20 protein-coding genes are annotated in these 18212 nt (G+C 69.0%); 11 read left to right on the top strand and 9 right to left on the bottom strand.

Annotated features, from left to right (window positions below; all coding sequences use genetic code 11):
- From AC1D29_RS21550 to AC1D29_RS21540, 3 genes are all read right to left on the bottom strand, one after another.
- On the bottom strand, positions 1 to 261 hold the full coding sequence (locus AC1D29_RS21550; protein ID WP_477901244.1) for a dihydrofolate reductase family protein: 261 nt from the start codon (positions 259 to 261) through the stop codon (positions 1 to 3).
- A gap of 659 nt (positions 262 to 920) precedes the next feature.
- On the bottom strand, positions 921 to 1301 hold the full coding sequence (locus AC1D29_RS21545; protein WP_477901242.1) for a tautomerase family protein: 381 nt from the start codon (positions 1299 to 1301) through the stop codon (positions 921 to 923).
- Between the two features lie 504 nt (positions 1302 to 1805).
- Entirely contained in the window at positions 1806 to 2090 is a 285-nt protein-coding gene (locus tag AC1D29_RS21540) for a hypothetical protein (protein ID WP_477901240.1), read from the bottom strand.
- Between the two features lie 456 nt (positions 2091 to 2546).
- Between AC1D29_RS21540 and AC1D29_RS21535 the strand changes: the two genes are divergently transcribed.
- On the top strand, positions 2547 to 3635 hold the full coding sequence (locus AC1D29_RS21535) for a hypothetical protein (RefSeq protein WP_477901238.1): 1089 nt from the start codon (positions 2547 to 2549) through the stop codon (positions 3633 to 3635).
- Between the two features lie 402 nt (positions 3636 to 4037).
- Positions 4038 to 4517: a VOC family protein gene (locus tag AC1D29_RS21530; protein ID WP_477901236.1), complete on the top strand. Its 480-nt coding sequence runs from the start codon at positions 4038 to 4040 to the stop codon at positions 4515 to 4517.
- Positions 4518 to 4523: 6 nt separating this feature from the next.
- Here AC1D29_RS21530 and lepB read toward each other — a convergent pair whose 3' ends face one another.
- On the bottom strand, positions 4524 to 5213 hold the full coding sequence (gene lepB / locus AC1D29_RS21525; RefSeq protein WP_477901234.1) for a signal peptidase I: 690 nt from the start codon (positions 5211 to 5213) through the stop codon (positions 4524 to 4526).
- 111 nt (positions 5214 to 5324) lie between these two features.
- Between lepB and AC1D29_RS21520 the strand changes: the two genes are divergently transcribed.
- Positions 5325 to 5834 carry a GNAT family N-acetyltransferase gene (locus AC1D29_RS21520; protein WP_477901232.1) on the top strand — a complete coding sequence of 170 codons (510 nt, stop codon included), beginning with the start codon at positions 5325 to 5327 and terminating at the stop codon, positions 5832 to 5834.
- Between the two features lie 134 nt (positions 5835 to 5968).
- Here AC1D29_RS21520 and AC1D29_RS21515 read toward each other — a convergent pair whose 3' ends face one another.
- Complete coding sequence (locus AC1D29_RS21515; RefSeq protein WP_477901230.1) at positions 5969 to 6142, bottom strand: hypothetical protein; 174 nt, start codon at positions 6140 to 6142, stop codon at positions 5969 to 5971.
- Positions 6143 to 6322: 180 nt separating this feature from the next.
- Here AC1D29_RS21515 and AC1D29_RS21510 point away from each other — a divergent pair, with 180 nt between their 5' ends.
- The gene (locus tag AC1D29_RS21510) at positions 6323 to 6817 is read left to right on the top strand and encodes a TspO/MBR family protein (RefSeq protein WP_477901228.1); all 495 of its coding nucleotides are present in this window, start codon (positions 6323 to 6325) and stop codon (positions 6815 to 6817) included.
- Here AC1D29_RS21510 and dacB read toward each other — a convergent pair.
- Entirely contained in the window at positions 6814 to 8139 is a 1326-nt protein-coding gene (gene dacB / locus AC1D29_RS21505) for a D-alanyl-D-alanine carboxypeptidase/D-alanyl-D-alanine endopeptidase (RefSeq protein WP_477901225.1), read from the bottom strand. The genes AC1D29_RS21510 and dacB overlap by 4 nt on opposite strands.
- Positions 8140 to 8226: 87 nt before the next feature.
- On the opposite strand from dacB, the gene tsaB reads away from it, so the two are divergent.
- The 7 genes from tsaB to AC1D29_RS21470 are packed head-to-tail and all read left to right on the top strand — an operon-like array spanning position 8227 to position 14865.
- The gene (tsaB, locus tag AC1D29_RS21500) at positions 8227 to 8910 is read left to right on the top strand and encodes a tRNA (adenosine(37)-N6)-threonylcarbamoyltransferase complex dimerization subunit type 1 TsaB (protein WP_477901223.1); all 684 of its coding nucleotides are present in this window, start codon (positions 8227 to 8229) and stop codon (positions 8908 to 8910) included.
- Positions 8907 to 9392, top strand: coding sequence for a ribosomal protein S18-alanine N-acetyltransferase (rimI, locus tag AC1D29_RS21495; protein ID WP_477901221.1), 486 nt, complete (start codon positions 8907 to 8909; stop codon positions 9390 to 9392). Before tsaB ends, rimI begins: the two co-directional genes overlap by 4 nt.
- Entirely contained in the window at positions 9389 to 10168 is a 780-nt protein-coding gene (locus tag AC1D29_RS21490) for a uracil-DNA glycosylase (protein ID WP_477901219.1), read from the top strand. The genes rimI and AC1D29_RS21490 overlap by 4 nt, the downstream gene beginning before the upstream one ends.
- The gene (locus tag AC1D29_RS21485; RefSeq protein WP_477901217.1) at positions 10165 to 12240 is read left to right on the top strand and encodes a putative bifunctional diguanylate cyclase/phosphodiesterase; all 2076 of its coding nucleotides are present in this window, start codon (positions 10165 to 10167) and stop codon (positions 12238 to 12240) included. Before AC1D29_RS21490 ends, AC1D29_RS21485 begins: the two co-directional genes overlap by 4 nt.
- Complete coding sequence (locus tag AC1D29_RS21480) at positions 12237 to 13316, top strand: class I SAM-dependent methyltransferase (RefSeq protein WP_477901215.1); 1080 nt, start codon at positions 12237 to 12239, stop codon at positions 13314 to 13316. The genes AC1D29_RS21485 and AC1D29_RS21480 overlap by 4 nt, the downstream gene beginning before the upstream one ends.
- A 14-nt stretch (positions 13317 to 13330) precedes the next feature.
- Positions 13331 to 13621, top strand: a complete 291-nt coding sequence (locus tag AC1D29_RS21475; protein ID WP_477901213.1) for a c-type cytochrome — start codon at positions 13331 to 13333, stop codon at positions 13619 to 13621.
- Positions 13618 to 14865, top strand: a complete 1248-nt coding sequence (locus tag AC1D29_RS21470; protein WP_477901211.1) for an FCSD flavin-binding domain-containing protein — start codon at positions 13618 to 13620, stop codon at positions 14863 to 14865. Before AC1D29_RS21475 ends, AC1D29_RS21470 begins: the two co-directional genes overlap by 4 nt.
- A gap of 1 nt (position 14866) precedes the next feature.
- Here the strand turns inward: AC1D29_RS21470 and AC1D29_RS21465 are convergent, their stop codons facing one another.
- The 3 genes from AC1D29_RS21465 to AC1D29_RS21455 form a co-directional block, all read right to left on the bottom strand.
- Positions 14867 to 15301, bottom strand: coding sequence for a VOC family protein (locus AC1D29_RS21465; protein ID WP_477901209.1), 435 nt, complete (start codon positions 15299 to 15301; stop codon positions 14867 to 14869).
- Positions 15302 to 15433: 132 nt separating this feature from the next.
- Positions 15434 to 15844 carry an SRPBCC family protein gene (locus AC1D29_RS21460; protein WP_477901207.1) on the bottom strand — a complete coding sequence of 137 codons (411 nt, stop codon included), beginning with the start codon at positions 15842 to 15844 and terminating at the stop codon, positions 15434 to 15436.
- Positions 15845 to 15935: 91 nt separating this feature from the next.
- A complete protein-coding gene (locus AC1D29_RS21455) occupies positions 15936 to 18170 on the bottom strand; it encodes a C1 family peptidase (RefSeq protein ID WP_477901205.1) in 2235 nt (744 codons plus the stop codon).
- Between the last annotated feature and the right edge of the window lie 42 nt (positions 18171 to 18212).

Below are 18212 nucleotides of genomic sequence, written 5' to 3'. Positions count from 1 at the left end.
TCAGCGACGGACGCGGTAGCGAATGTGTGTGGCCTCCGGCGTGTCGATCACCCGAACGATCTCCAGCTCGATGCGCGCCGGCAACACCTCGAACAGCCGACGGCCACCACCGAACAGCACCGGGATCTGGTGAACTTGCAACTCGTCCAGTACACCGGCCTGGAGGGCCCGTTGCGCCGTGTACGCGCCCAGCATGAGCACGTCGCGTTTCCCAGCGGCGGACTTCGCCTGTGCCATCGCGCTCTCGATCCCATCGGTCACGTACGTCACCAACGGATAGTTCGCGACGGACGGACCGGGCGGCCGGTGGCTGGGCACGACGATCCGGACACCGTGATGTCCCCGCCCCAGTGATCGACCTGCTCCACGGTACGTCGACCTGCCAGTATTGCGCCTGGAGCTTTCCATTCGTCCCACAGCTCCCCGGTCGGCCCCGACGGCCGGGAAAAGTCCCCGTACCACTCGTGCAGCCGCATGAGCTGACTGTTTCCACCGTCCACTTAACGTTGGATCTCACCCGAGGGTGAAGGGCTAGGCATCGGAAGACTCACAGAGCGCCTACTGCCGCGCACCTGGCTGGACAGCACGCGCTGCTTGGAAGCAGGCCTGGCAAGCCAGCAAAGACCAACCCAAACGTGGCGAGGGGTTGGAGTACGGAAGATGGCTCATGCAGAACAGCTCTCCACACTCTCCACAGTGCCCGCCGTCCGGCGGAACAAACGGCTCCTGGCACTTGGTACAGCGAAACGCAACGGTAGACGACTCTGCAGACATGCTGGGTGGGCGGCTCCGCGGCCTGACGTTGGAGCTGAGGGCGCGAAAACGGCTGGCCGCACGAGGCGATGTTCAACTGCTGGGCGTAGTGCGGCCGGTCGCTTGAGGCCCACCCGAGAGACGGGTTAGGCCTCGCGCGCCGCTGTCTAGACATGAATCTGCCGGCCCCCAGCGAACGCCCAATTTTCCCAGGTTGTTTCCTTGAAAACCACCATTGCATCCTCGGGGTCGTGTCCAGCCGCGCTGAGGCCTTCCATAAGCTTGGTGAGGAACTGCCTTTTGACTTTCACGCTTCGCCCTGCGGACAGCACGACCTCGATCAAGATGAAGTTGTCGCTTCGACTGCCTTGCACGTCCGGGTAGGAACGATCGAAGCGGAAGTCCTCGGGTGAGAGTTCCAGTACCCGATGAAATCGATCCGCATCCGGGACGCCGATGCTGACAAGGGCGTCGTGTACCGCCCGCAGCACGGTGTCTTTGAAATCGGACGTCTTGGGACGAAGGACGGTGAGGGTGACGAGAGGCATAGACGATCCGTTCGGGATTGAAGTGCGTGGACAGTCCACGCGGGGGAGTGGAGGACTAGCGCCTGAATTAAGCCGAGCCGCGAAGCGGCTTTGGCTTGAATGAATTGTTAGGCGCCAAGCCGGCTATGCCAGCGGACGCCGCCTTGAACCTTGCCCTCAGCGCAACGCATTGCCCTGTCGACTGTGGGGAATCCGATGGAGTCAGGCCAGGTTGGCGCGGAAACCTCCAGCGCATGTTTGAAGCGAACGTAGTACAGGTAGCCGTCTGGCCCCATCGGCATTGGGGCAGCGCCAGCTTCAAGTTGCCCGTCTGCCTTGTCCAGCTCGTACTGCCAGTCGAAACCTAGGGCAACGATATCAACGGGAGTCTCTACCGTGCCTCCGTAGAGCCATGTGCCTGTTCTGACGATCGAGATAATTGCCATGGCGCCTAACGTCTAAATTAAGCGGACCAGCCAGCGTAGCTGGCGCAGGTCCGCTTGAATGATGGGTTGGGAAGCGGTTTCAGCATACCGGTCCGCAGCGCCAGCATTGCCCCGAACCTTCAGGGTAAAAGGCGGCGCTGCACTTCGGACAAGGCTGCGCTTCTCCGACAGGGACATACGGACCAAACCCCATCCGCAGGTTGCGAATCGCCATTGCTTCCTCCCAGGTGTCTGCCTCGATTTCCCACAGCAGTTCAGCATCCGGCTGAAGCAGTCCCTTATCTCGCGTCTCGTCTTCCGCATCTGCGGGCAGCAGGCTAGTGGTGCCTGACAACTCCTGAAAGCATCGATAGCGCGTCTTCATGCTGCTCAACTAGTTATATACCGACGGCAACTGTCGGATAACACCGGAGACCGCGCCAACGGCAGCCGCGCTACGCGTACAAGCGCTTGTGGCATATGAACTTCCTCCGTTCTGCCGTGCTTTTGCACAGTGATATTTTTCAGGGCAAATGCCGCGCCAGTCACAAACGTCCTGGCAGCCCTGCGCCGCCGTCGGGTGGGACATGGGCTCGACGATGTTGCCATCGCTTGAGGGGGAGACCCATCCGCAGATGCCTAGGCCGCCGGCTCGTCTGTAGCCCCCCGCCCTGCCGATCCAGTGGTCGTGACCGATGCACGGCAACTCCAGTGGTAACCGCCAGCTTGGAGCGCTTTGAAGCCGCCCGTCGTCAACGGCTGCTCCTGCCCGGGCGCGTAGGGAAGAGTTCATGCTGCTAGGCTGCGCGCCGTTTGCTTCGACACCCCCACCACTGCTTCAATGACCCACAGTGAGCGCATTGCACGATTTGCGCAGCTATCGACCGAGCTTGCCCTGCAAAGTGACCAGCAGTTGACTCAACTGGTGGACGGCGCCGAGCAATTGGCGTCGGGCATCGGTGGGACCACTCTGACTTTTGCGCTCGCCGGACACAAGGTGTTCGCAAAACGCCTGCGGTTGACCGATTTGGAGCTGCTCCCTGCACACCAGATGTCGACGGCGAACCTCTTCGGGCTTCCGACATATTGCCAGCGCAACGTCGGCTCCGCTGGTTTCGGCGCCTGGCGCGAGTTGGCCGCCAATGTCATGACGACGGGCTGGGTGCTGGCTCATCAGTTGGTGAGCTTTCCCCTGATGTACCACTGGCGGGTGCTGGAAGGTCCATCGTCACCAGCAGCCGCGCCGCCACCCGTCGAATGGACTGACGTTGCGCGCATGACCAGCTATTGGGGCGGCTCAGATGCCATGGGGGCTCGCCTGGTTGCGCTCGCTGAAGCCAAGTCCAGCCTCATGATCTTCTTGGAGCACGTGCCCTGGACTCTTGGTGCGTGGCTGGAGCAGCAAATCACTCCGCGCAAAGTGGTGACGGAGTCGACCCTGGCGATGGTTGAGCGCGGCCTGACCGTCGACATTCCCCAGATGAACTCGCTGGGCTTGCTCCACGGTGATGCCCACCACGGGAACATCCTGACTGATGGGCAACGCCTGTACTTTGCAGACCTCGGTCTGGCCACATCGGCGCGCTTTGCGCTTTCGACGGACGAATTGAGCTACCTGCATCGCAACGCGAGCCTGGACCGCGGCTACGCATTGGCCAAATGGGTCAATTGGTTGGTCAAAGCCTTCGCGCCGGCGGTAGACAGCCCGCCAGCTCGTTTCGAATTGGTGCGGGCCGCCGCACAGGGTCAAGCGATGCATCAACTTGTGTCCGGTATGCCTTCCAACGTGGCTGAGATCGTCCACCGCCATGCGTCGATCGCCACAGTCATCAATGACTTCTACGTCAAGCTGCACGGTGAAGACAGACGCACCCCATATCCACGCGACCAAGTAGAAGCCTTGCTTTCGGGGACCGCATCGGCGACGTAGCAGATGCCCCGAGCTGCGGGAACGTGGTCGTTCTGTGCCCTGGCCTTGAGAACAGCCCTTGCTTGCGCCGCTTGCTTTCGGCGGCGAACTGACGGGGCAATCCCTCGCAACCTGTCTGCTCGCAGTCGCGCCAGGAGCACTCATCGAACCTGCTGGTTGCATCGAGGTTGTCCTTCGCAAACGTGGGGTATCAAGTCCCCTCGCGCCTGTAGGCCGATACCTACGCCCACACGCGGCGTTGACGAGGTGTCCGCGATGCGTCGCGTTGCCTAAATTGGTTGTGTCGCGATCCAGAACAGTCACCTGAAAAGGCACTCGACAGGCAAGCGACTGAAGGCCTGATGTCGATACATCGGGCCTTCTCTATTTCCTCGTCACGAAACGGCGCTTCAGGAGGCCCGGATGGTCAGCAAGAACACGATCTGTCTTTGGTACGACGGCGGTGCCGTCGATGCAGCCAACTTCTACGCCAAGACGTTCCCCGACAGTTCGGTGGGCGCCGTCCACCGGGCGCCGGGCGACTTTCCCGATGGCAGGCAGGGCGATGTGTTGACCGTCGAGTTCACGGTGGCGGGCATCCCCTGCATCGGGCTGAACGGCGGCCCGCTGTTCAAGCACAGCGAAGCCTTCTCCTTCCAGATCGCGACCGAAGACCAGGCGGAGACCGACCGCCTGTGGGCTGCCATCGTCGGCAATGGCGGCCAGGAAAGCCAGTGCGGCTGGTGCAAGGACCGCTGGGGCCTGTCGTGGCAGATCACGCCGCGCGCGCTGACCGACGCCGTGGCCGACCCGGACCGCGCGGCCGCCAAGCGCGCGTTCGACGCCATGATGACGATGAAGAAGATCGACATCGCGGCCATCGAGGCCGCACGCAGGGGTTGAGACTCTTCAGCGGATCGCCGATACCCAGCGCTCGAAGCGCGGCGCCATGCGCCAGCCGTCTTCGCCCAGCCAGTCGGCCGACACGACCACATGGTGGGCGCGCCCGATCAGCTTCTCGCGCGGCACCGTGCCGATGAAGCGGGAGTCTTCGCTGTTGTCGCGGTTGTCGCCGAGCAGGAAGTAGTGGCCCGCCGGCACGGTGATCTCGGCGAAGTCGCGCCGCGCCCGCGCCGTGGGCAGGAACTGCACCGCATGCTGGCGCCCGTCTATGTGCTCCGTCGCGCGCACGGCGTCGACGGCCCAGCCGGGCGCCAGCAGTTCGCCGACCTTGTGCGCGTCGGCATAGCGTGCCGGCTCGCCATTGAGGATGAGCACGTCGCCGCGCATCGCGATGCGGTCGCCCGGCAGCCCGACGATGCGCTTGATGAGGCGCGTGCCGTTGACCGGTGAGCTGAGCGTGACGACGTCGCCGCGCCGGGGCTCGCCCAGCGGCAGCAGCTCGATGTCGGTCAGCGGCAGCTTGACGGCATAGGCCAGCCGGTTGACGAGCACGACGTCGCCCTCCAGCAGCGTGGGCCGCATGGAGCCCGACGGGATGGGGTTCCAGTCGGCCACGGCCGTGCGCAGCAGCGCGAAGCTGAGCAGGAACAGCAGGAAGCCGCGGTTGGCCTTGACGGTGTGCAGGAGGTTCTTCATGCCGCCATGCTGCGTGTGCCGGCGCCGCCGCGGCGGGCGCAGCGGGCGAATGGCGGCCCCGGCCGGGTGAATGGTGAATCCGGCGCCTGAGCTGTCGGGTTACAACGCCACATGCCCGCGCCCGCCCTGCCTGCCTTCGAGTTCCACCCGCTCGCCGAAGCCGACCTGCCGCTGCTCAATGCCTGGCTGTCTCGCCCTCATGTGGCGGCCTGGTGGGGGGCGGCGGATTCCGTCGACGAGCTGCGTGAAGACTTCCTTTGCGGTGGCAGCACGCGAGCTTTCATTGCCCACCATGGCGGCGAGCCGGTGGGCTTCGTGCAGTGCTATGTCGTCATGGGCTCGGGCGATGGCTGGTGGGAGGACGAGACCGACCCTGGGGCGCGCGGCATCGACCAGTTCCTGGCCAATGAGGCGCAGCTGAACCTGGGTCTGGGCCGCGCGATGGTGCGCGCTTTCGTCGACCGCCTGCTTGCCGACCCGGCGGTCACGGTCGTGCAGACCGACCCCTCGCCGGACAACCTGCGCGCCATCCGCTGCTATGCGGCGGCGGGTTTCGAAGCGGTGGGCCAGGTCATCACGCCGGACGGGCCGGCGCTGCTGATGCGTTGTCGGCGGGGTTAGCGTGCTGCGAAGGCGTTGGCTGTTGGGTCCGGTCGCCGGCGCCCTGACCGCCGCCGCGCTGTGCGGGCGGCAGCGGTGCGGCGTTTCAGGTGCCAGCCAAGCGGGCAGGGTGGGGGCGCTTGCGCGCCTCCCTTTCAGGCCGGTGGGTCCTTGGCGCGGGTGCGCGACACGGCCATCATGATGCCGACGCCGGCCACGATGAGGCAGGCGATGGCGACGTAGGTGGCCGCCAGGCCGGCGGTGATCAAGGCCCAGGCGACGCCGCCGAGAAGCACCGCGAGCCCGAGGATGTAGAGTGCAAATGACATATCAACTCCACTTGGGGTCGTGTGGATTCACTCTAGCCTTGCCCCCGCCAGGCGCCGGTCGGACTGGGCTCAAGCCCACCGTAGGCCCGCTCCTACCGGCTCAGCGGGCAAGCGCCGGCAAGCGGGTGTCGCCGCGGCGGCTATCGTTGCCGCTCATCTGAACCGTTATCGAGGGCAGTCATGCCGAACAAATCCACGCGGACCCAGGTGCTAGGTCTGGTGGCCTGGCTGGCGTTCACCTTCGTGGCGGCCGCCGTGGGTGCCGTCGCATCCGTCGACGCGGCCAGCTTCTACAGCCAGCTTGCCAAGCCCGCCTGGGCGCCGCCGGCCGGGGTCTTCGGCCCGGTGTGGTCACTGCTGTACCTGCTGATGGGGGTTGCTGCCTGGCTGGTGTGGCGCGAGCGGCCGTCGCAGCGCGTCGACGGCGCGCTGGGCCTGTACATCGTGCAGCTGGCCGCGAATGCACTGTGGTCGTGGCTGTTCTTCGCCTGGCACCAGGGCGCATTGGCCTTCGCCGACGTGCTGCTGCTGTGGGCCCTCATCGCCGGCACGGCCACGGCGTTCTGGCGCATCCACCGGCTGGCCGGCGTGCTGCTCCTGCCTTACCTGGCCTGGGTCAGCTTCGCGTCGGCGCTGACCTGGAGCGTCTGGCAGCGCAACCCCGGCCTGCTCTAGCGGGTCCTGGCCTCCGGCGCGTCTTGCGCCACCCACCGCAGCAGCGCCTCCAGCACGGGCCGCGCGGCGTTCGCCTGCGGGTGGTTGATGACGGCCACCAGCAACCAGCGCCGGCCCGAGGGCGCGTCGACGATGCCGGCCAGCGCGACCACATCGCGCAGCGAGCCGGTCTTCAAATGCGCCCGCCCGGCCGCCGCGCCAAAGCGGGCGGGCTGGCGGCTGAGCGTGCCGTCCAGCCCGGCCACCGGCAGCGAGGCCAGCAACTCCGGCATCCACGGCTGGCCCCAGGCCCAGCGCAGCAGCGCGGCGATCTGGCCGGGGCTGAGCCGCGTCTCGCGGGCCAGGCCCGAGCCGTTGACGAGCCGGCTGGGCGGCGTGGTGCCCGCGTGCTGGTCCAGCCAGGTCTGCAGCCACGCGGCGGCGGTGTCGGGCGAAGGCGTCGGCACGCCGGCTGCGCGGGCGGTGCTGAGCAGCACCTGCTGCGCCGCGAGGTTGCTGCTCGCCTTGTTCATGTCGCGCAGCGCCTCGGCCAGCGTCGGGCCGGGCCAGAGCAGCGTGGGCGCACCGGCTGGCGCGGGGGCGTCGAGGACGGCGTCGCCGCGCCAGGCGATGCCGGCCTCGCGCAGCATCAGCGCCAGCAGCCGGCCGGCATAGCTGGCCGGGTCGGGGTCGGCCAGCAGCCAGGTCTGTTCGCCGCAGGCGGCGGGAAAGCTGCCGCCAAAGCGCGGCCGCTGGCCGGGCGCCCATTGCAGCTTCAGCGCGGTGCGCCAGTCGCCGCACGGGGCGGCGGTCGTCGGCACGAGTTGCGGCGGGTCCAACGCCGGGTCGGCGTTGATGCGGGCCTGCAGGCCTTCGACCCGGATGGTGTAGCTGATCGCCTTGGCATTCAGCAGCAGCGCCTCGGGCTGGGTGTTGCCCACGCGCCAGGGCTCGCCGTCGAAGTCGCCGGGGTCGGCCGTGCCGGGCGTGAAGACGCTGCGGTCCAGGCGCAGCGGGCCGTGCAGCTCCGCGACGCCAAGGCGCTTCAGGCCCGCCCACAGGCGCTCCGTCGTCAGCCGCGGGTCGCCGCTGCCCTGCACGGCCAGGCCGCCGTCCTCCGTCAGCCAGACCGGCGTCTGCCACTGCCAGGCGGGACCCAGCGTGTCCAGCGCGGCCATGCTGGTGACGAGCTTGGTCAGCGAGGCCGGGTTCATGGCCGCGTCGGCCCGCCAGGCCAGACGCGGCCGCGGTTCGTCCAGCGCCTGCACGACGATGCCCACCGCCCCGGCGTCGATCTGCGCCTGGCGCAGGGCGACCTGAACCGCCAGCGGCAGGGGCAGCACTTCAGGGGCCGCTTTCAGAGGGAAAGCGAGGGCACAGCCCAGGGCCAGCGCAAAGGTTCTCATGACCCCCGACGGTAAACTGCCTTGATGCCCGTTCTGCTTGCTCTCGACAGCTCTACCGACACGATGGCCCTGGCCCTCGTGACGCCGGGGCAGACGAGGGTCTTCGAGGCCGCGGGCGACGCCCAGGCCTCCGCGCGCATGCTGCCCGAGGTCAAGGCCTTGCTGACCGCTGCCGGGCTGCAGATGGACGACCTGGACGCCGTTGCCTTCGGGCAGGGCCCTGGCGCCTTCACCGGCCTGCGCACGGCCTGCGCGGTGGCCCAGGGGCTGGCGTTCGGGCTGTCCAAGCCGGTGCTGGCCATCGACAGCCTGATGCTGGTGGCCGAAGACGCACGCGCCCAGGGTGCGGGTGACGACGTCTGGGTGGCGATGGATGCGCGCATCGGTGAGATCTATGCGGCGCATTACCGCTGGGTGGATGGCGCCTGGCAGGTCATTTCGACGCCGGCGCTGTACCGCCCCGAGGTGCTGGCGGCCCACTGGGGCACGCCGGCCGCGGTGGCCGGCACGGCGCTGACCGAATACGCCCAGGCGCTGGGCGCCTTGCCGCGCGCCTGGCCGCAGGCCCGCTCGCGGGCCGCGGCGCTGGCCGCGCTGGCGCTGGCCGCCTGGCAGCGCGGCGACACCCAGGATGCCGCCGAGGCCTTGCCGGTCTACGTGCGCGACAAGGTGGCGCTGACGACGGCCGAGCGAGAGCAGCGGCCATGAGCGCGCTGCTGGAGCGCCAGCTGCCGCCTTTCGAGGCCGCGGCGATGCGGGTACCCGACCTGACCGAGGTCATGGCCGTCGAGCGCCTGGCCTATGCGGTGCCGTGGACGCATGGCAATTTCGTCGACTCGCTGGCCGCGGGCTATCCGGCCGAGGTGCTGCGTGGGCCGCGTGCCGAGCTGCTGGGCTACTGGGCGGCGATGCCCGGCGTGGACGAGCTGCATCTGCTCAACATCACCGTCGTGCCGCACTGGCAGGGGCACGGCCTGGCCGTCGCGATGCTGGAACGCGTCGTCGCCGAATGCCGGCGCCGCGGCCTCACGCAGCTGTGGCTGGAGGTGCGCGTCAGCAACGAGCGCGCCCGCGCGGTCTACGCCCGCTACGGTTTTGCCGAGGTGGGGCGGCGGCGGGCCTACTACCCGGTCAAGCAGGGGCCGCGCGAGGACGCCATCCTGATGAGCTTGATGGTGGACGCGCAATGACCTGGGATGAGCGTCAACGGGCCATGCTGGCGGAGATGGGATATCGGCTGCCTGCAGCGCCTGGTGCCGCCCAGGTGGCCGACGCCGAACCCGAGCCGGAACCCATCGTCGTCGCCGCACCGCCACCCGTCGTCGTGCGCGTGGCTGCGCCGGCAATCGCGCTGGCAGCGGTGCCGCCAGCCGTGCCGGTCGCGCCCTCCAGCTTTGCGGGCCTGGACCTGCCCGCGCTGCGCGAGGCGGTGTCCACCTGCCGCGCCTGCGGCCTGTGCGAGCAACGCCGCCATGCCGTCTTCGGCGCCGGCGCGCTGCAGCAGGCGCAGTGGCTGGTCGTCACCGACCCGCCGGACGAGGCCGACGATGCCGCTGGCGAGCCCTTCGTCGGCGACGCCGGCCGGTTGCTGGACCGCATGCTGCTGGCCGCCGGCCAGCGCCGCACGGGTGATGCGCCGACGGCCTTCGTGACGCCCATCGTCAAGTGCCGGCCGCCGCGCGGGCGCGCGCCGCAACCGGCCGAGCTGGACGCCTGCGAAGCCGTGCTGGCCCGCCAGATCGAGCTGCTGCAACCGCGCCTCATCTTGGCCGTGGGCTTGCAGGCCGCACGCCGGCTGACCGGCCTGGCCGAGCCGCTGGGCCGTTTGCGCGGGCGCGTGCATGCCTGGCGCGGCCTGCCGCTGGTCGTCACCTACCATCCGGCGTATCTATTGCGTTCGCCGGCCGACAAGGCTGGTGCCTGGGACGATCTGTGTCTGGCCCGCCGCACGGCGCAAACCTCGTGACCGCACCTACTGACCTGCATCTCGAACGCCAGGCGCTGGACGCCGCGCGCTTTCGCATGCTCGCGGACCATGTGCCCGCGTGGATCGCGCTGTACGGTGCGGCAGACCACCGCTGCCTCTTCGCCAACCGCGGCTATGCGGAGGCTTTCGGCCTGACGCAGGACGCCATCGTCGGCATGCATTTCAGCGAAATCATCGGCGCCGAGGCCTATGCGCAGGTGCGCGTGTCGGTGGACGAGCTGGTGCGCAAGCTCAAGCCGGTGGTGTACGAGCGCGAGCTGACGCGGCCCGACGGCGAGCAGGCCTGTCTGGAGATCCACCTGATCCCGCAGTTTGACGACCACGGCACGCTGCTGGGCAGCTGGGTGCTGGTCTACGACATCACCCGCCACCGTGTCGCGGAGCGGCTGTTGCGCGAGTCCGAGGCGCGGCTGGACAAGTTCATGCAGGCCTCGGTGGAGGGCATCCTCTTCCACCGCGACGGCATCATGACCGACGTGAACCAGCCGCTGTGCGCGATGACGGGCTGGTCCGCCAAGGAGCTGATCGGCCAGCACGTGCTGTCCTACGTGACCGAGGACGAGTTGCCCAAGGTGCGCGAGGTCATGCAGCAGGCCCAGGAGCTGCGCTACGAGACGGTCATCCAGCACCGCGACGGCGCACGCGTGCCGGTCGAGCTGATCATGCGGACGATGGAGCGCGACGGCGAGAAGCTGCGCATGGCCGTCGTGCGCGACATCCGCGATCGCCTCGCCAGCGAGGCCCGCATCCAGCACCTGGCCCACCACGACGGCCTGACGGGCCTGCTCAACCGATCGGCCTTCATGGATCGCATGAGCCTGCTGATGAAGCGCGCCGAGCGCAAGAGCGAGACGCTGGCGCTGCTGTTCATCGACCTGGACAACTTCAAGCGCGTCAACGACTCCCTGGGTCATCTCGAAGGTGACCAGGTGTTGACGACCGTGTCGGAGCGGCTGGTCGGCGCGCTGCGCGGCAGCGACCTGGTCGGTCGTTTCGGCGGTGACGAGTTCGTCGTGCTGCTGACCGATTTGACGAGCCGCGCCGACATCGTCGTCGTGCTGGAGGCGCTGCTGTCCGTCGTCGAGGTGCCGGTTAAGGCCGACGGCCGCGCGCTGTCGGTCACGCCGTCCATCGGCGTGGCCGTCTACCCCGATGACGGCCAGCAGGCCGACGAGCTCATCCAGCATGCCGACACGGCGATGTACCGCGCCAAGGCACGCGGCCGCGCCACCTACCAGTTCTTCGAGCCCGCGCTGGCCGAGACGGCCTACGCCGACCTGGTGCTGGAGGCCGAGCTGGCGCAGGGGCTGACACGCAACGAGTTCGAGCTGTTCTTCCAGCCCCAGGTCGAAGCCTCGAGCGGCCAGCTGTCAGGCGCCGAGGCGCTGCTGCGCTGGCGCCACCCGCAGCGTGGCCTGCTGAGCCCCGACGCCTTCATCTTCGTTGCCGAGCGCCACCGCCTGATGCTGTCGCTGGGCGAGTGGGTGCTGCGCGAGGCCGCCGCCACCGCGCGGCGCTGGCGCGAGCAGGGGCTGACCAGCGGCCACGGGCCGATGCGCATCGCCGTCAACCTGTCGCGCATGCAGTTCCACCTGGACGGCTTTGCCGAGACGGTGGCGCGCGTGCTGACCGACGCCGCCGCCAAGGGCCAGTGGCTGGAGCTGGAATTGACAGAGCGCATGCTCATCGACGACATCGCCCATGCACCGGCCACGCTGGCGCAGCTGCGCGCATTGGGGCTGACCGTGTCGGTCGACGACTTCGGCACCGGCTACACCTCGCTGGCTCATCTCACGGAGCTGCCACTGGACAAGCTCAAGATCGACCAGAGCTTCGTTGCCCGCCTGCCCGACGACGTCGGCGCCCAGGCGATCACGCGCGCCATCGTGCAGATGGCCGTGGGGCTGGGCCTCACCGTGACGGCCGAGGGCGTGCGCACGGCCGCGCAGTGGCAGCTGCTGGCCAGCTGGGGCTGCCAGCAGCTGCAGGGCGAGCTGGTCGGCTCGCCGATGCCGGCAGCGGAGTTCGAAGCCTGGGTGCGCGCGCGGTGACGCTGCTGCAACGCCTGCATGCCGAGATCGCCGCGGCGGGGGGCTGGCTGCCGTTCGACCGCTTCATGGCGATGGCGCTGTACGAGCCCGGCCTGGGCTACTACGCCGGCGGCCGGCGCAAGTTCGGCCAGATGCCCGGCACCGGTTCGGACTTCGTCACCGCGCCGGAGATGTCGCCGCTGTTCGGCCGGGCACTGGCGCGCCAGCTCAAGCAGGCGATGGACGCCAGCGGCTGCCGCGACCTCGTCGAGTTCGGCGCCGGCTCCGGCGCGCTGGCGGCGCAGCTGATCGCCGAGCTGGACGCGCTGAACGCCGGTCTGGCGCGCTACCGCATCGTCGAGTTGTCGGCCGAACTGCGGGAGCGCCAGCGCGAGCGCCTCAGCCACTGGGGTGACCGCGTCGAATGGCTGGACGCGCTGCCCCCGGCGCTGGAGGCCGTCGTCGTCGGCAACGAGGTGCTGGACGCGATGCCGGTGCAACTGGTCGCTTTCGACGGCCACGTCTGGCGCGAGCGCGGCGTGGTCACGTCGGGCGACGGCTTCGCCTTCGAAGACCGCGACAGCATGCTGCGCCCGCCGCTGGAAGACGGCATCGTGCCGGGCACGGTCACCGAGATCCACCCGCAGGCCGAGGCCTTCATCCGCACGCTGGCCCGCACGCTCAGGCGCGGCGCGGCCTTCTTCATCGACTACGGCTTCCCGGAGGCCGAGTACTACCACCCGCAGCGCCGCGGCGGCACGCTGATGTGCCACCAGGCCCACCTGGCCGACGCCGACCCGCTGGTGGCCGTGGGCGACAAGGACATCACCGCCCACGTCAACTTCACCGGCATTGCGCTGGCCGGCCAGGACGCCGGCCTCGTCGTGCTGGGCTACACCAGCCAGGCCAATTTCCTGCTCAACTGCGGCATCGCCGATCTGCTCAGCGGAGCGTCGCTGGGCGAGCGGGCCATGGCCCACCGCCTGCTGGCCGAGCATGAGATGGGCGAGCTGTTCAAGGTGATCGCCTTCGCGCCGTTGAATGCGCCCTTCGATGCGATGGGGTTCGAACGCGGAGACCGTTCCCACAAACTCTGACACCAGGAGTTGTGATGAAGGCTTGGTTGCTGTTGCTGTGTTGCGCCCCGGCGCTGGCCCAGGATCTCAACGTCGGCCGCAGCCTCGCGGCGACCTGCGCGAACTGCCATGGCACGCAGGGCCGCCCGCGCGGCCAGACCATGCCGCCGCTGGCCGGCATGAAGGCCGACGTGATGCTGGAACTGCTGGCCGACTACCGCCGCGGCGCCCAGCCCGGCACGGTGATGCCGCAGATCGCCAAGGGCTACACCGAGGAGCAGCTGCGCCTCGTGGCGGCCTACTTTGCCGCGCAGGCCAAGCCATGATCGCGCGGCGCCAACTGATTGCCGCCGGTGGCCTGGCGCTGGCGGGCTGTGCGACGCCGACAGCGCCGGGCCTGGGGCGTGTCGTCGTCGTGGGCGGCGGTTTCGGCGGCGCGACGGCGGCGCGCTATCTGAAGCTCTGGGGTGGTGCGGCGGTCGACGTGACGCTGGTGGAGCGCCACGAGGGCTTCATCTCCTGCCCCATGTCCAACCTCGTCGTCGCGGGTGCGCGTGAGCCCATCAGCATTGCCCACGGCTATGGCGGGCTGGAGGCCCAGGGCGTGAAGCGCCTGCGCGGCGAGGTCGTGGCGATCGATCCGGCCGCGAAGACGATTCGCCTGGCCTACGGCGGCACGCTGGCCTGGGATCGCCTCATCCTCGCGCCGGGCATCGATTTCACGCTGGACGGCGTGCCCGGCCTGGCCACCGCGTTCGACAGTGGCCGTGCCGTGCATGCCTGGAAGGCCGGCACGCAGACGCTGGCCTTGCGCCGCCAGCTGGAGGCGCTGCCCGACGGCGGCGTCGTGCTGATGAGCATCCCCAAGGCGCCGTATCGCTGCCCGCCCGGGCCCTATGAGCGCGCCTGCCTGATCGCGTCCTGGCTGCGTCGCGCCAAGCCGCGCGCCAAGCTGCTGGTGCTGGACGCCAACCCCGAGGTGCAGAGCAAGAAGGCGCTGTTCGAACGCGCCTTTGCGCAGCACCACGCCGGCGTGTTGGAGTACCGGCCGAATGCCGAGCTGAAGGCGGTGGCCGGCGGCGTCGCGAAGTTCGAGTTCGAGGACATCAAGGCCGACGTGCTCAACCTGATCCCGCCGCAGCGCGCGGGCGACCTCGCCAGGGACTTCGCCAACGTGAATGGTCGCTGGGTGGGCATTGACTGGTTGACCATGCAGGCCCAGGTGGCGCCCGGTGTGCACGTCATCGGCGACGCCATCCTGTCGGCCTCGGGCATGCCCAAGTCCGGCCATCTGGCCAACCAGCAGGCCAAGCTGGCCGCGGCTGCGGTGCTGCAACTGCTCAAGGGCGAGGCCGTGAACCCGGCGCCGGTGGTGATGAACACCTGCTACAGCTTCGTCACGCCGGACCAGGCCATGCACGTGGCGTCCGTCCACCAGTACGACCTGGCCGAGAAGACGATGAAGACGGTGCCGGGCTCGGGTGGTGTGTCGCCAGCGGCGAGCGCGCAGGAGGCGGCCTACGCGCTGGGCTGGGCCGAGAACATCTGGGCCGACACGCTGGCCCTGTGACTCACCAGCTGCCGGTGTTGGGCATGGACGTCCACGGCTCGGCCGGTGCCAGCGCGGGGCCGGCCTGCAGCAGTTCCACCGAGATGCCGTCCGGCGAGCGCACGAAGGCCATGCGGCCGTCGCGCGGGGGGCGGTTGATGGTCACGCCGTGGTCCATCAGCTTCTGGCAGGCCGCGTAGATGTCGTCCACCGCGTAGGCCAGGTGGCCGAAGTTGCGGCCGCCGCTGTAGGTTTCGGCCTTGCCGTCGGCATCGGGCCAGTTGTAGGTCAGCTCGACCTGAGCATCCTCGTCGCCGGGGGCGGCCAGGTAGATCAGCGTGAAGCGGCCGGCTTCGCTGTCGAAGCGCTTGACCTCGCGCAGGCCGAGGGCGTCGCGGTAGAAGCGCATCGACGCGTCGACGTTCTCGACGCGGACCATGGTGTGCAGGTATTTCATGGCCGTGATTCTCGATGGCCGGCAGGTTTGCAGCACAGGGCGAACCAATAGCCCCGCGGCGGCGAGGTGGGCGCGCGCCGGCGCCGCGGGCGGATGGCGGGCAAAGCGGGCATGGCGCGCCGTATGCGCAGCTCAGCGGTCGCCGGTGGCCGCTTCGGCATGGATCTTCATCGCCTGCATGCCGGCGTCGATCATCGTGGCGATGGCCGGCGCCAGCGCATGCGGCAGCAGGTCGGCAATCCAGACGACGCGGCACCGCGACCCGCCGGCATCGAACACCTGCGTGGACGCGTTGTGGTGTGTCAGCCGGCCGCCCGCGGCCGACCAGACGATGCGGCGGGCCTCGTCGTCGATGTCGATGATGACCTCGCGCGCCGTGAGGCCGTTGCCAAAGCGCAGCTGGCGCGCATCGTCGCCGTCCATCACGCAGTCGGTCACGAAGCCGGGGGCGAGGCGGGTGTGCAGCGCGCCGACGTCGCGCATCGCGTCCCAGAGGGTGGCGGCAGGAACGTCGATGTGGATGTCGCGGCGGATCGAGGCCATGGTGTCTCCTGTGGGCGCCGCCATGGTGGCCCTCGACGGCGGCCTGCGCTGGCCGCAAACGGACATCTCCATCCGTTGTCCCTCGGCCGACTCAATAGTCGAGCCACTCCATGGGCGACACGAGCGCGCCACCGCGGATGCGCTCCAGCGTGCCCGTCAGCACGTCGATGTTGTTGTCGAAGCTGCCGTGGCTGGCGTCGATCTGGTCGCCGCACTTCGTGGTGCGGACCTTGGGCGCGGTGACACGGTTCAGCAGTGCGCCGCCGGGCCAGAGCTTGAGCCAGGCGGCCATGTCGGCGTTGGGCGTGCCCACCCACTGGTCGTCGGCCCAGGCGGGGTCGGGCTTGACGAGGGCGCGCTCCATGCCCAGCAGCGGCTGCTTGCGGATGTCGTCCAGCGCGCGCGAGACGAGGTAGAGCAGGGATTTGCCGTAGATGTCGCGGTCGGCCGAGGGCAGGCCGTCGGCGCGTTCGTTGGTGTCGGTCAGCACGTGCAGGCGCAGCGTCTTCAGCGACAGCACGCCGGCCTGGTCAGCGGCGCCGTAGTGCTGCACGGCAAAGCCGCTGGAACAGGCCGCGGCGTAGAGCTCGCAGCTGGCGGCCGGCACGAGGTTGGCGCCGCCCAGCCGGCCCAGCAGATGGCCCAGCAGGATGGAGCCGGCCGAGTGACCGATGAGGTGGATCTCCAGCGTCTTGCCACTCTTGACCAGCGTGTCGCGCAGTTCGCGCAGCATGCGCGCGGCGAGGTCCAGCGCGTGGTCGGCCGTCGCGCCGCCCTCGGCGTTCTCGCGCATCTCGCTCCAGATGCCGCGGGCGAACTGGCGGCCCACGGCCTCGATGGCGCGGTCCTTGGCCTCGGCGGCGGCCGCGCGTAGGCGGTCCAGCCAGCCCTCGCTGCGGTCGTCGGAATCGATGATGCGGTGCTTCAAGTCCTCCAGCATGTACTTCACGGTTTCGCCGGGGCCGGTCTTCCACGTGAAGAACAGTGGGTAGATGCCGTTGGCGAGGAAATAGGGCGCCATCACGCGGATGCGCTGGATGGAGCCGATCTCCGAGTTCAGGCCGCCGTGGGCGTAGAGCGCCAGCTTCACGGTCTTGTCCTTGCTGCCCTTGAACCAGGCGGTTGGCCGCTCGACGACCAGCTCGCGCGCCAGGCCCTCGCGGTCGTCGCGCGCGCGGGTGAAGTCGGTGGACATCAGCTGGCCGTCGTTGCCCGACACCAGCGTGTGCGTGTAGGCCGCGTCGGTGCGCAGCGGCTGGTAGGGCTTGTGCGCGAAGACATGGTTGAAGGGCCAGGGGTCGTCCGAGGGGTTGTCGTCGACGCGCAGCGTGGCGCCGACATCGCCCAGACCGCGGCCGGCCATGACGCGAAAGCCGCTGGCGGCAGGGGCCGCCTTGGCGCCCTTCGCGCCCTTGGCGGGCGGCGCCGGGCGGGCCTTCACGTCCGACAAGTCCTGCGGCACGCCCAGAGCGACGGCCCAGGCGTCGGTGCCGTTGGTGACCCAGTCTTCATACGACAGCACGGCGAAGCCGCTGGCGCCCCAGCCGGTGCCCCAGCTGTTCTGCACGACGAAGCCGCGCTCATTGAAGCCCACCAGCGCGAAGGCGTGGCCGCCGCTCTTCTGCGTCATGCGTGCGATGCGCGGCAGCTTGTCGTGGCTGGCGGGCATGGCCGATTCGTCCAGGCTCCAGCCGTCGTGCACGTCGGCCGACACGTAGACGGCGCCGATCTCGTAGATGGCCGCCTGCATGTCGACGACGCTCTTCTTGTCGACGCGGTAGTACACGCCCAGCGGCCGCCCGGTCGCGTCCTCGTCCCAGCCGGCAGCCGGCCGCTCGAACACACCCTGGCCGTCCGCGCTCAGCGGGTAGGGCCACAAACTGGACGAGCACACGCCATGCTTGTGCCAGCCCTTCAGCGCACCGCGGCAGGACGAGCCCTCGTAGTCCTGGCCCGGCCATTCGTCGTAGAGCTTGGCCAGCTCGTAGAACATGCGCGGGCTGACGGTCTCGGGCGGCTTGCGGCTGCGCGCGGCCGATTCGAGATGACGCAGCCAGTACAGGTAGTTGGTCACGCAGGCCAGCCCGAAGCCGGTGCAGGCGCCCTCATTGCCCTGGTTGAGGATGCGGCCGGCCTTCACGTAGGCGGGCAGCAGGCGCTTCAGGTCCGCGTCCTGCGGCCAGCGGCCGGGCAGCGAGCGCAGCGGCGAGCGGTAGACCAGGTCGCGCAGGTCCAGCCGGTCGGGGCGGGCGTCGAGCTTGGGGATGGGGACGGCGTTGGCGGCGGCCTTCTTGGCGGTGGCGGGCTTGCGGGTCTTGGTGGCCATGGCGGTCTCCTGAGGGGCTCCTGAGATGACCGCCGATCATGG

The organism is Roseateles sp. P1_C6, from assembly GCF_056406315.1.
This window is presented reverse-complemented; position numbering and strand designations above follow the sequence as displayed.

Excerpts from the sequence above, each read along its gene's own strand:
- tsaB (WP_477901223.1), top strand. The coding sequence starts at position 8,227 with ATGCCCGTTCTGCTTGCTCTCGACAGCTCTACCGACACGATGGCCCTG.
- AC1D29_RS21460 (WP_477901207.1), bottom strand. The coding sequence starts at position 15,844 with ATGGCCTCGATCCGCCGCGACATCCACATCGACGTTCCTGCCGCCACC.
- AC1D29_RS21530 (WP_477901236.1), top strand. The coding sequence starts at position 4,038 with ATGGTCAGCAAGAACACGATCTGTCTTTGGTACGACGGCGGTGCCGTC.
- AC1D29_RS21545 (WP_477901242.1), bottom strand. The coding sequence starts at position 1,301 with ATGCCTCTCGTCACCCTCACCGTCCTTCGTCCCAAGACGTCCGATTTC.
- AC1D29_RS21475 (WP_477901213.1), top strand. The coding sequence starts at position 13,331 with ATGAAGGCTTGGTTGCTGTTGCTGTGTTGCGCCCCGGCGCTGGCCCAG.
- AC1D29_RS21540 (WP_477901240.1), bottom strand. The coding sequence starts at position 2,090 with ATGAAGACGCGCTATCGATGCTTTCAGGAGTTGTCAGGCACCACTAGC.
- AC1D29_RS21470 (WP_477901211.1), top strand. The coding sequence starts at position 13,618 with ATGATCGCGCGGCGCCAACTGATTGCCGCCGGTGGCCTGGCGCTGGCG.
- AC1D29_RS21520 (WP_477901232.1), top strand. The coding sequence starts at position 5,325 with ATGCCCGCGCCCGCCCTGCCTGCCTTCGAGTTCCACCCGCTCGCCGAA.
- AC1D29_RS21515 (WP_477901230.1), bottom strand. The coding sequence starts at position 6,142 with ATGTCATTTGCACTCTACATCCTCGGGCTCGCGGTGCTTCTCGGCGGC.
- rimI (WP_477901221.1), top strand. The coding sequence starts at position 8,907 with ATGAGCGCGCTGCTGGAGCGCCAGCTGCCGCCTTTCGAGGCCGCGGCG.
- AC1D29_RS21455 (WP_477901205.1), bottom strand. The coding sequence starts at position 18,170 with ATGGCCACCAAGACCCGCAAGCCCGCCACCGCCAAGAAGGCCGCCGCC.
- AC1D29_RS21465 (WP_477901209.1), bottom strand. The coding sequence starts at position 15,301 with ATGAAATACCTGCACACCATGGTCCGCGTCGAGAACGTCGACGCGTCG.
- lepB (WP_477901234.1), bottom strand. The coding sequence starts at position 5,213 with ATGAAGAACCTCCTGCACACCGTCAAGGCCAACCGCGGCTTCCTGCTG.
- AC1D29_RS21490 (WP_477901219.1), top strand. The coding sequence starts at position 9,389 with ATGACCTGGGATGAGCGTCAACGGGCCATGCTGGCGGAGATGGGATAT.
- AC1D29_RS21535 (WP_477901238.1), top strand. The coding sequence starts at position 2,547 with ATGACCCACAGTGAGCGCATTGCACGATTTGCGCAGCTATCGACCGAG.
- AC1D29_RS21510 (WP_477901228.1), top strand. The coding sequence starts at position 6,323 with ATGCCGAACAAATCCACGCGGACCCAGGTGCTAGGTCTGGTGGCCTGG.